Source organism: Burkholderia sp. Tr-862 (assembly GCF_011753085.1).
Lineage (GTDB): Bacteria > Pseudomonadota > Gammaproteobacteria > Burkholderiales > Burkholderiaceae > Burkholderia > Burkholderia ambifaria.
This window is the reverse complement of the sequence record NZ_VWWG01000063.1, coordinates 25,872-37,390: the sequence shown is the minus strand read 5'-3', so window position 1 is coordinate 37,390 and position 11,519 is coordinate 25,872. Positions and strand designations below refer to the sequence as shown.

Genomic DNA, 11,519 nt, shown 5'->3' with positions numbered 1-11,519 from the left:
TTCAGTTGAACGCCGCCCACACCAGATACGCGTTCAGCCCGACGATCACGACCGTGGCCGTGCCCGCGACGATCCGCAATGGCATCCGCATCGCGTAGCGCCCCATCACGTCGTTGCGCGCCGACAGAACCAGCAGCGCGATCATCGGCATCGGCAGCACGAAGCTCAGCACCACCTGGCTCGCGACCATCGCGCGTGTGACGTCGCAGCCGCACGCGACCACCGCGAACGCGGGCGCGATCGTCACCGCGCGCCGCATCCAGACCGACAGGCGGCGCCGAATGAAGCCCTGCATCACGACCTGCCCGGCCATCGTGCCGACCACCGAGCTCGACACCCCCGACGTCAGCAGCGCGACGAGAAACAGCACGCCGGCCGCCGGCCCGAGCACGGGGATCAGCGTGTGATAGGCGTCGCCGATATCGGCCATGCCCGGCGCGCTGGCGTGGAACGCCGACGCCGCCATCATCACCATCGCGAGATTCACGAACCCGGCGAGGCCGAGCGCGACGACGACCTCGCGGTTCGAGAACCGCATGAGCCGGCGCCGCTCCGTGTCGTCGCGCGGCGCGACGCGATCCTGCGTGAGGCCCGAATGCAGATACAGCGTATGCGGCATGATCGTCGCGCCGATGATCCCGACCGCGATCGTCAGCGCCGCATGATCGGGAATCTGCGGGACGACCAGATGGAACGCGGCCGCCTGCCAGTCCTGCGGCGCGATCATCAGCTCACCGAGATAGCATGCGCCGATCACGCCGACCAGCGCCGCGATCGCGGCTTCCAGCGGCCGGAAGCCGCGCTTCTCGAGCGCGAGGATCGCGCAAGTCGCGAGCGCCGTCGCGATCATCCCCGCGAACAGCGGCAGGTGGCACAGCAGCGCGAACGCGAGCGCGCCGCCGAGGAATTCGGCCAGATCGGTCGCCATCGCGGCGATCTCCGACGCGATCCACATGCCCCACACGATCGGCGCGGGGAAATGGTCGCGGCACAGCTCCGCGAGGTTGCGACCGGTCACGATGCCGAGCTTCGCCGACATCGCCTGGAACAGCATCGCGATCGCGTTCGCGGCGAGCACGACCCACAGCAGCCGGTAGCCGTACGCGGCGCCGGCCTGGATGTTGGTCGCGAAGTTGCCGGGGTCCATATAGCCGATCGATGCGATCACGGCCGGGCCGACGAACGGCAACAGCGCGGCGATGCCGGTGCGACGCCCTTCCAGCGCGGCGCGTGCCGCGCCATCGGCCGGCTCGGCGCGATCGGTGGACAGATCGGGCAGCGCGAAGCCGCTGCTGGATTTGCTCGTGACGGGAATCATGGTCGGGTTCCGTTCGAATGAGGAAGGCTGGCCCTGGAGCGGGCCCGGCGGCCGGCGTGCCGCTTGCCGGCCGCTGCGGCGTTACAGCGGCACGACGTCCGGACGGTTGCGCGGAAACCGCGCGAGCACGTCAGGCGCGATATTCAGGTGTGCCTCGACGAGCTTCGGCGGCGTATGCGCGAGCCAGTCGGACAGCGACACCTCCGCATAGCGGTCGGTCTTGAAGATTTCGAGGAACACGAGATCGGTGTTGCCGGTGTTCTGCACGTAGTGTCCGAGGCTCTTTTTCACGTAACCGACGTCACCCGCACGGAAGTCTGCCGTCTGCGCCTTCGGCCCCGTGTCGAACACGGTCATCCGCGCTTCGCCCTGCAGGTAGTACTGCCATTCGTCGGCATTCGGATGCCAGTGCAGCTCGCGCATGCCGCCCGGATGCACGGTGACGAGCGCCGCCGCAATCGTTTGCGATACGTTGAAGTTCGTGCTGTCGGCGATCCGCACCTCGCCGCCGCGCGTCTTCTTGAACGGCTTCATCGCGCCGAGCGAGAAGATGAACGGGTGCGGCGGCGCACCGGCCGAAGACGCGGATGCACGCTGGGCGTCCGCGAGCGGCCCCGGCTCGTCGCCTTGAAAGATCCACAGGTTGTCGAGCGGAATGTTCTTGAACGCGTCGGCCGGCACGCCGAAGTTGAGCGCGAGCACATCCGGCGGCGTATGCGCGACCCAGTCGGTGAGCAGCAGCGTGTTGAATTCGGACGCGCGGCCGTTGTCGAATGCGAGCATGAATTCGGCGCCGTCGGTGCCGATTCCCTGCAGCGAGTGCGGCAGGCCGGGCGGGAAATACCAGAGGTCGCCGGTTTTCACGTCCTGCACCGATGGGCGTCCCAGTTCGTCGAGCACGGTGATCCGGCAGCGGCCGTCGAGCATGATTGCCCATTCGGCCTGCTGGTGCCAATGCATCTCGCGAATGCCGCCGCGAGTCAACCGCATGTTCACGCCGGAAATGGTTTCCGAAATCGCGAAATCGTCCTGCGTGACTTCGCGTGCCCATCCGCCGTTTTGAATACGTTTATGCGCATTATTGAATGACGCCCAGAATAACGGCATGCCATTGATATCGGTGGCCGGCGGATCCTGGAAAGACGGAAATTGATTCGCCAATGCGGGATTCTTCGGCCCCGGGTCGGTTAATCCCTGCTTGTTGCGCGCGTTTATCGCCCCTTCCGGCGGGCTGTCCGGATTACCGAACGAAGCCGCCTTGGCCGTTACCGCAATGCCCGCGGCGGCAATGGCGCCGGCTGTACTCGTCAACATCCTGCGTCGAGAAAGATTCGTCATGGTTCCCTCTTCACCATTTCAATTAATCGAATATTCACTACGGACGTTCACCGCTTTTTCGTTTATCGAAAATCGGCATGCCGTGACGCAAGTTAAATACAAGTCGACTTAAAAATTAAATGAATTATTAACCTGAATTAATGAGTTAAGCTGATCGAGTCGGGGTTTTGTAATTGTTGCGATGCAACGACGCGCGCTCCGACGCCGGTGCCGATGAGCCAGCCGGTTTGCCGCGCACACGACCGCCCGGACGCGGCGCGGTCCGATCTCGGCGAGAGCTTGCTCGCCAGCACTGCTATCTATTCGCATCACTGATCAACTGAGTGAGACGAAATATATGAAAACCGATACGCAAGCATTTCAATCTCCGCGGCATGCGCCGGCCTGCTCTTCATCTGGGTGGCATGTCGGGGAGCCGCCGTACGGCGGATATCGGTCCCCGCCGGAAGTTGCGCGCGCAACGTGTCCGACACGATGCGTTCGGTAAGGTAGAGAAATTCCTCTTTCCGCGCGTCGTCGTTTTGAGTGAGATAGCGGATTCCTTCGACCCACGTGCCGTCGCCGCCGCCTTGGTCGTAATACTGCGGCGCGATGAAATCGCGGTAACCGTCCAGCGCATTCAGATCCGTAAGCTAAGCGCCGTTTTCCCGAAGACAAGCAAAATAACCAGGCCAAATAAATCAACAAAACGGCTCGTCATTTCAAATATTCGGCCACATCGAACGTCCGGAATGCCCCTGCACCCACACCGGGGAGCGCCACACCAGCCGGGAAATGGCTGCGGCCGCGCGCGGTGCACGGCCGTGGACAGGCTATGCGCAGCGGCGATCGAATAGCTTTTTTTATCTGGCGCCGCTTTTTTTGACTCTGTCAGATAGATGACATTCATTCAGCAGACGACAAAGATCTAACAGCCGATGACCTGCGCCTTCGCCCATACCGTCGAATCCCGCTTTGCCGAGCTGACGCCGACGGCCAAGCGCATCGCGAGCTACATGCTCGCGAACCTCGACCGGCTGGGGCTCGAGACCGCCGACCAGATCGCGCAGCAGGCCGGCACCAGCGGCATCTCGGTCGGGCGCTTCCTGCGCAGCGTCGGCTACCGCAACCTCGACGACCTGAAACGCGAGTTGCGCGGCGGCAGCGACCGGCCGTGGATGATCACCGACCGCCTCGACGAATACCGCCGTACCGCCGGCACCCAGGCGGCCGGCAGCAACAGCGGCGACGCCGCGCTTGCCGCGTCGCTCGACCGCGAGCTCGACGCGATCCGCCACGTGTACCGGCTCGCCGAGGAACCGGTGTTCGCGCAGGTCGCGGACCGGATCGCGCATGCCGACGCGGTGTTCATCCTCGGCATCCAGTCGACCCGCGGCATCAGCAATGCGTTCAGCAGCTATCTCGAATACCTGCGCCCGCGCGTGTTCTATTCGGACGGTCAATCGGGCTCGTACGTCGACTCGCTGAATTCCGAGTTCGAGCGGCCGTATTGCATCGTCACCGACGTGCGCGCCTATTCGCGCAGCGCGCGCCGCTATTGCCAGGCGGCCGCAGAGCGCGGCCAGCCGTTCGCGCTGGTCACCGATCTCTATTGCCCGTGGGCGCGCGAATGGCCGGCCGACCTGCTGCAGGTAAAGACCGACGTCGGCCAGTTCTGGGATTCGCTCGCGCCGCTCACCTGCCTGTTCAACCTGCTGATCACTGCTGTCGTCGACCGCCTCGGTCCCGCGATCGACCGGCGCGTCGCGCGCAACCGCGAACTGCAGCACACGTTCGACCAATTCGAATCCTGAGCACCCGACTGCCGATGAACCCGCCCCGCCTCGTCGAAATCACGCCCGCCACGCATCGCGTCGAGATCGATCTCGTCTACGCGACCGAACGCAACCTGACCGGCAAGCCGATCTATCGCCGCGCGCACTGCCTGCTGCTCGAACCGGCCGAGGCCGCGCTGCGCCGCGCGGTCGACGTTGCCGCACAGGCCGGCTTCATGCTGCGCATCTACGACGCGTACCGGCCGCCGCAGGCGCAGCAGGTGCTGTGGGATTTCCTGCCCGATCCGAACTTCATCGCCGATCTCGGCCGCGGCTCGAATCACAGCCGCGGCACCGCGCTCGACCTGACGCTCGTCGGCGCGCACGGCGAGCCGCTCGACATGGGCACCGGCTTCGACGAGATGGTGGCCGCGTCGGGTCATTTCCACGCGGGGTTGCCCGAGCAAGTGCAGCGCAACCGGCTGCTGTTGCTCGGCGTGATGCATGCGGCCGGCTTCGCGCATATCGACAGCGAGTGGTGGCACTACGAACTGCCCGGCTCTCGCGCGCTTCCGCCGATCGACAACGCGGCGAGCGGCCCGTGGCGGCTGATGTGACGACGATGCACGTTCCCCTCATCGTTCACGTTCGACAACTTCAACAACCTCAACGATTTCAACGACAGACGGAGAAGCGCACATGAAACTCCCGACCTCCCGGCTCGTCGCGGCACTGGCCGCCGCGTCCGTTCTCGCCACCGTTCCGCTTCGCGCCGCGCACGCGGAAACGCCGAAGGACATGTTCGTGATGGCCACGCTGCTCGACGAATTCACGACGCTCGATCCCGGCGAGATCTACGAGCTGGTGCCGGAGGAATACGTCGCAAACACCTACGACCGGCTCGTGCGCGTCGACCTGCGCGATCCGTCGAAATTCAACGGCGATGTCGCGCAGTCGTGGACGGTGAGCCCCGACGGGCTGACCTATACGTTCAAGCTGCGCTCGGGGCTCAAGTTCCATTCGGGCAACCCGCTGACGGCCGACGACGTCGCGTGGTCGATCCAGCGCGCGGTGCTGCTCGACAAGGGCCCGGCCGCCGTGCTGACGGGCATCGGCCTCACGAAGGCGAACGTCACGGCGAACGTGAAGAAGCTCGACGACCAGACGGTATCGATCACGACCGACCACAAATACGCGCCGACCTTCGTGCTGAACGTGCTCGGCTCGTGGCCCGCGTCGGTGGTCGACAAGAAGCTGCTGCTGTCGCACCAGCAGGGCAACGACTTCGGCAACGCATGGCTGAAGACGAACGAGGCCGGCTCCGGCGCCTACAAGCTGGTCAAGTGGAGCGCCGGCGACAGCATCGTGCTGCAGCGCTTCGACGGCTACCGGCTGCCGCTCGCGATGAAGCGCATCGTGCTGCGCCATGTGCCCGAAGCGGCGAGCCAGCGCCTGCTGCTGGAAAACGGCGACGTCGACGCGGCACGCGACCTGAGCCCCGACGATCTCGCGGCGGTCGTGAAATCCGGCAAGGCGAAGGTCGCGGCATCGCCGCAGGCGACGCTGCTGTATCTCGGCCTGAACACGAAGAACCCGACGCTCGCGAAGCCCGACGTTCAGGAAGCGCTGAAGTGGCTGGTCGACTATTCCGGTATCCAGGCCAACGTCGTGAAGACGACCTACACGGTGCACCAGACCTTCCTGCCCGAAGGCTTCCTCGGCACGCTGAAGGCGAACCCGTACAAGCTCGACGTCGCGAAAGCGAAGGCGCTGCTCGCGAAGGCCGGCGTGCCGAACGGCTTCTCGGTGACGATGGACGTGCGCAACGACTATCCGTACACGGAGATCGCGCAGGCCGTGCAGGCGAACTTCGCGCAGGCGGGCGTCAAGGTGCAGTTGATCCCCGGCGACAACAAGCAGACGCTCGCGAAATACCGCGCGCGCCAGCACGACATCTACATCGGCGAATGGTCGGCCGACTACATCGACCCGCACAGCAACGCGCAGGGTTTTGCATGGAACCCCGACAACTCCGACAAGTCGAGCTATAAAATGCTCGCCTGGCGCAACAGCTGGGACATTCCGCAATTCACGAAGGAGACCGACGCCGCCCTCGCCGAGCCGACCGCCGCGCAACGCGCGCAACGGTATCAGGCGATGCAGAAGGAGATGCTCGCGCGCTCGCCGTTCGTGATCATGTTCGAGAAAGTCGCGCAGGTCGCGACGCGGCCCGGCGTGAGCGGGCTCGAAGTCGGACCGATCAACGATCTCGTGTCGTACCGTAACCTGAAGAAGCCTTAAGATTCGCCGCATGTCGACTCCCGCCTCCTCCCTCGAAGCACTGCGCACGCTGCCCGCGCGGCGCCCGGCCGTGCGCTGGGCGCTGCGCGTGCTGCGCTGGGCGCTCACGCTCGCCGTCACGTTCGCGGGCCTGCTCGCGCTGACGTTCGTGATCGGCCGCAAGGTGCCGATCGATCCCGTGCTCGCGATCCTCGGCGATCGCGCGTCGGCCGAGGCGTACGCGGCCGAGCGCATCGCGCTCGGTCTCGACAAGCCGCTCGTCACGCAATTCCTGATCTACGCGCGCGACGTGCTGCACGGCAATCTCGGCATGTCGCTGCTGACGTCGAACCCGGTGCTCGACGACATCAAGCGCGTATTTCCCGCCACGCTCGAACTCGCGACGATCGCGACCTTGATCGGCATCGCGCTCGGCGTGCCGCTCGGCGTCGCGGCCGCGGTGAGGCACAACCGGCCGATCGACCACATCGCGCGCTTCGTCGGCCTGATCGGCAATTCGGTGCCGGTGTTCTGGCTCGGGCTGATGGGGCTGCTGCTGTTCTATGCGCGGCTGCACTGGGTCGGCGGCCCCGGCCGGCTCGATCCCGTGTACGACGGCATGGTCGACCCGCGCACCGGCAGCCTGCTGATCGACTCGGCGCTCGCGGGCGAGTGGGACGTGTTCCGCAACGCGGTGTCGCATATCGCGCTGCCGGCCGCGATCCTCGGCTACTACTCGGTCGCGTACCTGAGCCGGATGACGCGCTCGTTCATGCTCGACCAGCTGAGCCAGGAATACATCGTCACCGCGCGCGCGAAGGGCCTGTCCGAGCGCCGCGTGATCTGGCGGCATGCATTCGGCAACATCGCGGTGCCGCTGCTCACCGTGATCGCGCTCACGTACAGCAACCTGCTCGAAGGCTCGGTGCTGACCGAGATCGTGTTCGCGTGGCCGGGGCTCGGCTCGTACCTGACGGGCGCGCTGCTGAACGCCGACATGAACGCGGTGCTCGGCGCGACGCTCGTGATCGGCGTGATGTTCATCACCGTCAACCTGCTGACCGACGCGCTGTATCGCGTGTTCGATCCGCGTGCGCGCTGAGGGCCGCTTCGACATGACCGCTTCCACCCTGCTTCTTTCCCCGTCCATGCCGAAGGTCGTCCGATCATGAATGCCGAGCGTCTCACGCTGCGCGCGTGGCTTCTCTCCGATGCGCCCGCGTCGCGCTCGCAGGCCGCATTCGGCCTCGCGTACCGCCGCTGGCGCCGCTTCGCGGTCAATCCGCTCAACCTGTTCGGACTCGCGATCCTCGTCGCGCTGATCGTCGTCGCGATCGTCGGCCCGCTGATCATGCCGCACGATCCGCTGCGCCAGGTGCTGTCCGACCGCCTGCTGCCGCCCGGCTCGGCATCGCACTGGCTCGGCACCGACCAGCTCGGCCGCGACATACTCTCGCGGCTGATCGGCGGCTCGCGCCTCACGCTCGGCATCGCGCTGCTCGTGGTCGTGATCGTCGTGCCGATCGGCCTGATGATCGGCACGACGGCCGGCTATTGCGGCGGCTTCACCGACAGCGTGCTGATGCGCATCACCGACATCGCGCTCGCCTTCCCGAAGATCGTGCTCGCGCTCGCGTTCGCGGCCGCGCTCGGGCCGGGCGTGATCAACGCGGTCGTCGCGATCTCGATCACCGCGTGGCCCGCGTATGCGCGGCTCGCGCGCGCGGAAACGATCCGCATCGCGCAGGCCGACTACATCCATGCGGCGCGGCTGCAAGGCGCATCGGGCCCGCGGATCCTGCTGCGCTACATCGTGCCGCTGTGCATGTCGTCGGTGATCGTGCGCGCGACGCTCGACATGGCCGGCATCATCCTGACCGTCGCGGGCCTCGGCTTCCTCGGCCTCGGCGCGCAGCCGCCGAGCCCCGAATGGGGTTTCATGGTTGCGTCGGGCCGCAACGTGCTGCTCGACGCGTGGTGGGTCGCGACGCTGCCCGGCGCGGCGATCCTGCTCGTCAGCCTCGCGTTCAACCTGCTCGGCGACGGGCTGCGCGACGTCTTCGATCCGCGTCATGGAGCGTGACATGCCACTGAATTCCGCCAACGCCGCCGCGCCGCTCTGCGAGATCGACGGCCTGAAGATCGGGTTTCGCGGGCACGACGGCGTCGTGTCCGATGCGGTACGCGACCTGTCGCTGACGCTCGCGCCGGGCGAACGGCTCGGCATCGTCGGCGAGTCGGGCTCAGGCAAATCGCTGACGGGCCGCGCGCTGCTCGGCCTGCTGCCCGACGCCGCACGCTGGTCGGCCCGCACGATGCGCTTCGCGGGCCACGACCTGCTCGCGATGTCGGCGAGTGAGCGGCGGCGCCTGTGCGGCAGCCAGATGGGAATGATCCTGCAGGATCCGAAGTATTCGCTGAACCCGGTGATGACCGTCGCGAAGCAGATGGGCGAGGCGTTCCGGCGGCACGAGCCGAAGTTGCGCGGCCGCGCGCTGCGCGAGCGGATCGTCGATGCGCTCGCGGCCGTGCAGATTCGCGATCCGGCGCGCGTGGCCGATGCGTATCCGCACGAGCTGTCGGGCGGCATGGGCCAGCGCGTGATGATCGCGATGATGGTGTCGACCGGCCCGCGTCTGCTGATCGCCGACGAACCGACCTCCGCGCTCGACGTCGCGGTGTCGATGCAGGTGCTCGCGGTGCTCGACGCGATGATCGCGCGGCACGGCACCGGCCTGATGTTCATCAGCCACGACCTGCCGCTCGTGATGTCGTTCTGCGATCGCGTCGCGGTGATGTATGCGGGCCGCGTCGTCGAAACCTGCGCCGCGCGCGACCTGCGCGATGCGACGCATCCGTACACGCGCGGGCTGCTCGCGGCGAATCCGCCGCTCGCGAACCCGCCCGACGAACTGCCGGTGCTGCGTCGCGATCCGGCGTGGCTGAACGCGGCTTCGTCCACGCCATCTTCGAATGAATCCCGGGAGGCCGCACGATGATCGATGTCGACCACGCCTCGATCCGTTTTCCGACCCGCACGGGTCATGTCGACGCCGTGCGCGATGCGAGCTTCGCGGTACGCGACGGCGAGGTGTTCGGGCTCGTCGGCGAATCGGGCTCCGGCAAGTCGACGCTGCTGCGCGCGCTGACCGGCCTCGTGCCGCTCGCGGGCGGTAGCCTGTCGATCGACGGCCGGCCGGTCGGCGGCACGCCCGAGCGCGCATTCCGCCGCCAGGTGCAGATGGTGTTCCAGGATCCGTACGCGTCGCTGCATCCGCGCTTCACGGTCGACCAGACGCTGCGCGAGCCGCTGTCGATCCACCGGATCGGCGACGCCGACGCGCGCATCGCGCGCGCGCTGTCGGAGGTCGGGCTCGGCCCGGCGTTCCGCTTCCGCTATCCGCATCAGCTGTCGGGCGGCCAGCGCCAGCGCGTCGCGATCGCGCGCGCACTGATCGTCGAGCCGCGCGTGCTGCTGCTCGACGAGCCGACCTCCGCGCTCGACGTGTCGGTGCAGGCCGAAATCCTGAACCTGCTGCGCCGCCTGCATCGCGAACGCAACCTGACGATGATCCTCGTGAGCCACAACCTCGCGGTGATCGGCTTCCTGTGCCAGCGCGTCGCGGTGATGCAGCACGGCGAGATCGTCGAACAGCTGCGGATCGAGGACGTGCGCGCCGGCCAGGTCGCACGCGACTACACGCGCACGCTGCTGCGCGCGACCGAAGGCTATCGCCGCCTGGATCCGGCGATCGACGAGCCCGCGGCCTGATACGCATCGCCCGACGATATCGCGACCGTTCGCACCGGCGAACATTGCCTGACATGCCGCGACCTCAACGCGGCATGCCGGCCGCCGCCACGCTCCGGCGGCCGGCCATTCCCGCCTCAATCCGCTTCGAATAACGCATAACCGCCAACGCATGGCGGATAGCGTAAATATCGAATGCCGCGCCCGACGAAATCGGCACCTCGACCGATTTCGATAGCGGGACGCGCACATCCCCGTCCTGCCTGCTCCCACGCCCCCTTCCGCCTGATGCCGCCTGCGGCGATCACAAACTTAGTACTTGTACTAGATAAAAATCCAATCGATTCGTACCTGTCGCATTACAAAATCATTACAACCTCCGCATAATTCAATCCGAAACGCGCCATTCTGAGATTTAAATTCAATACGCGCTTTCGAAATTCGAACTTTATTTGGAGCTTTAAATATGAAAAACCTCAAGCGCAGCGCAATCCCATTCCTCCTCGTCGCAGCCGGCGCAGCCTTTTCGTCCACGGCCCACGCGGCAGACGGCACCGTCAGCTTCGTCGGTAAAGTCATCGCGTCGACCTGCAGCGTCGAGGGCGGATCGGACCTCACCGTCCCGCTGCCGCCGGTCAGCACCACGGCGCTCCCCGATGTCGGCTCCGTCGCCGGTCGCAGCGCATTCTCGCTGGCACTCACGGGTTGCACGACGGGCGACGAAAATCCGGTGAAGGTCGGCGTCATCTTCGAGCCCGGCACGAACGTCGATCAGTCGACCGGCCGTCTGACACTCGACGAGAGCGACACGGCTGCGACGGGCATCCAGATCAACGTGCTGGACGCTCAACAGAATCTGATCCCCATCGGCTCCCAAACCGGTGCCAGCACGCAACTCGCCGATATCGACGCCGACGGCAACGCGAAGCTGAACTACTTCGCCGAGTACTACGCGTCCGGCGCCGTGAAGGCCGGCAACGTCAACTCGCGTGTCGAGTACTCGCTGATCTATCAGTAAGGACGAGCGCGTGGAGGTCGCCGCCCCGGCGATCTCCGCCCCGTCGCGCCGCGCGGTGCG

Annotated in this window: 10 protein-coding genes; 8 read left to right on the top strand and 2 right to left on the bottom strand. The window is 66.1% G+C overall.

Annotation, left to right across the window (positions count from 1 at the left end):
• Position 1: 1 nt before the first annotated feature.
• Positions 2 to 1,318, bottom strand: coding sequence for an Nramp family divalent metal transporter (locus tag F3J14_RS18490; protein WP_166724247.1), 1,317 nt, complete (start codon positions 1,316 to 1,318; stop codon positions 2 to 4).
• Positions 1,319 to 1,399: 81 nt separating this feature from the next.
• Positions 1,400 to 2,656, bottom strand: coding sequence for an oxalate decarboxylase family bicupin (locus tag F3J14_RS18485; protein WP_006753500.1), 1,257 nt, complete (start codon positions 2,654 to 2,656; stop codon positions 1,400 to 1,402).
• A 917-nt stretch (positions 2,657 to 3,573) separates the two neighbouring features.
• Between F3J14_RS18485 and F3J14_RS18480 the strand changes: the two genes are divergently transcribed.
• The 8 genes from F3J14_RS18480 (at position 3,574) to F3J14_RS18445 (ending at position 11,459) form a co-directional block, all read left to right on the top strand.
• Positions 3,574 to 4,449, top strand: coding sequence for a MurR/RpiR family transcriptional regulator (locus F3J14_RS18480; protein WP_166724246.1), 876 nt, complete (start codon positions 3,574 to 3,576; stop codon positions 4,447 to 4,449).
• 14 nt (positions 4,450 to 4,463) lie between these two features.
• Positions 4,464 to 5,027, top strand: coding sequence for a D-alanyl-D-alanine dipeptidase (gene ddpX, locus F3J14_RS18475; protein ID WP_166724245.1), 564 nt, complete (start codon positions 4,464 to 4,466; stop codon positions 5,025 to 5,027).
• Positions 5,028 to 5,109: 82 nt separating this feature from the next.
• Positions 5,110 to 6,711 (top strand): ABC transporter substrate-binding protein, encoded by a 1,602-nt coding sequence (locus tag F3J14_RS18470; RefSeq protein WP_166724244.1) that lies wholly within the window; start codon positions 5,110 to 5,112, stop codon positions 6,709 to 6,711.
• Between the two features lie 10 nt (positions 6,712 to 6,721).
• The gene (locus F3J14_RS18465) at positions 6,722 to 7,792 is read left to right on the top strand and encodes an ABC transporter permease (protein ID WP_166724243.1); all 1,071 of its coding nucleotides are present in this window, start codon (positions 6,722 to 6,724) and stop codon (positions 7,790 to 7,792) included.
• A gap of 66 nt (positions 7,793 to 7,858) precedes the next feature.
• On the top strand, positions 7,859 to 8,773 hold the full coding sequence (gene nikC / locus F3J14_RS18460) for a nickel transporter permease (protein ID WP_006753506.1): 915 nt from the start codon (positions 7,859 to 7,861) through the stop codon (positions 8,771 to 8,773).
• A gap of 1 nt (position 8,774) precedes the next feature.
• Positions 8,775 to 9,689, top strand: a complete 915-nt coding sequence (locus F3J14_RS18455; protein WP_166724242.1) for an ABC transporter ATP-binding protein — start codon at positions 8,775 to 8,777, stop codon at positions 9,687 to 9,689.
• Complete coding sequence (locus F3J14_RS18450) at positions 9,686 to 10,462, top strand: ABC transporter ATP-binding protein (RefSeq protein WP_166724241.1); 777 nt, start codon at positions 9,686 to 9,688, stop codon at positions 10,460 to 10,462. The genes F3J14_RS18455 and F3J14_RS18450 overlap by 4 nt, the downstream gene beginning before the upstream one ends.
• Before the next feature lie 445 nt (positions 10,463 to 10,907).
• A complete protein-coding gene (locus F3J14_RS18445) occupies positions 10,908 to 11,459 on the top strand; it encodes a fimbrial protein (RefSeq protein WP_166724240.1) in 552 nt (183 codons plus the stop codon).
• Positions 11,460 to 11,519: the final 60 nt, after the last annotated feature.

Excerpts from the sequence above, each read along its gene's own strand:
- F3J14_RS18490 (WP_166724247.1), bottom strand. The coding sequence starts at position 1,318 with ATGATTCCCGTCACGAGCAAATCCAGCAGCGGCTTCGCGCTGCCCGAT.
- F3J14_RS18485 (WP_006753500.1), bottom strand. The coding sequence starts at position 2,656 with ATGACGAATCTTTCTCGACGCAGGATGTTGACGAGTACAGCCGGCGCC.
- F3J14_RS18480 (WP_166724246.1), top strand. The coding sequence starts at position 3,574 with ATGACCTGCGCCTTCGCCCATACCGTCGAATCCCGCTTTGCCGAGCTG.
- ddpX (WP_166724245.1), top strand. The coding sequence starts at position 4,464 with ATGAACCCGCCCCGCCTCGTCGAAATCACGCCCGCCACGCATCGCGTC.
- F3J14_RS18470 (WP_166724244.1), top strand. The coding sequence starts at position 5,110 with ATGAAACTCCCGACCTCCCGGCTCGTCGCGGCACTGGCCGCCGCGTCC.
- F3J14_RS18465 (WP_166724243.1), top strand. The coding sequence starts at position 6,722 with ATGTCGACTCCCGCCTCCTCCCTCGAAGCACTGCGCACGCTGCCCGCG.
- nikC (WP_006753506.1), top strand. The coding sequence starts at position 7,859 with ATGAATGCCGAGCGTCTCACGCTGCGCGCGTGGCTTCTCTCCGATGCG.
- F3J14_RS18455 (WP_166724242.1), top strand. The coding sequence starts at position 8,775 with ATGCCACTGAATTCCGCCAACGCCGCCGCGCCGCTCTGCGAGATCGAC.
- F3J14_RS18450 (WP_166724241.1), top strand. The coding sequence starts at position 9,686 with ATGATCGATGTCGACCACGCCTCGATCCGTTTTCCGACCCGCACGGGT.
- F3J14_RS18445 (WP_166724240.1), top strand. The coding sequence starts at position 10,908 with ATGAAAAACCTCAAGCGCAGCGCAATCCCATTCCTCCTCGTCGCAGCC.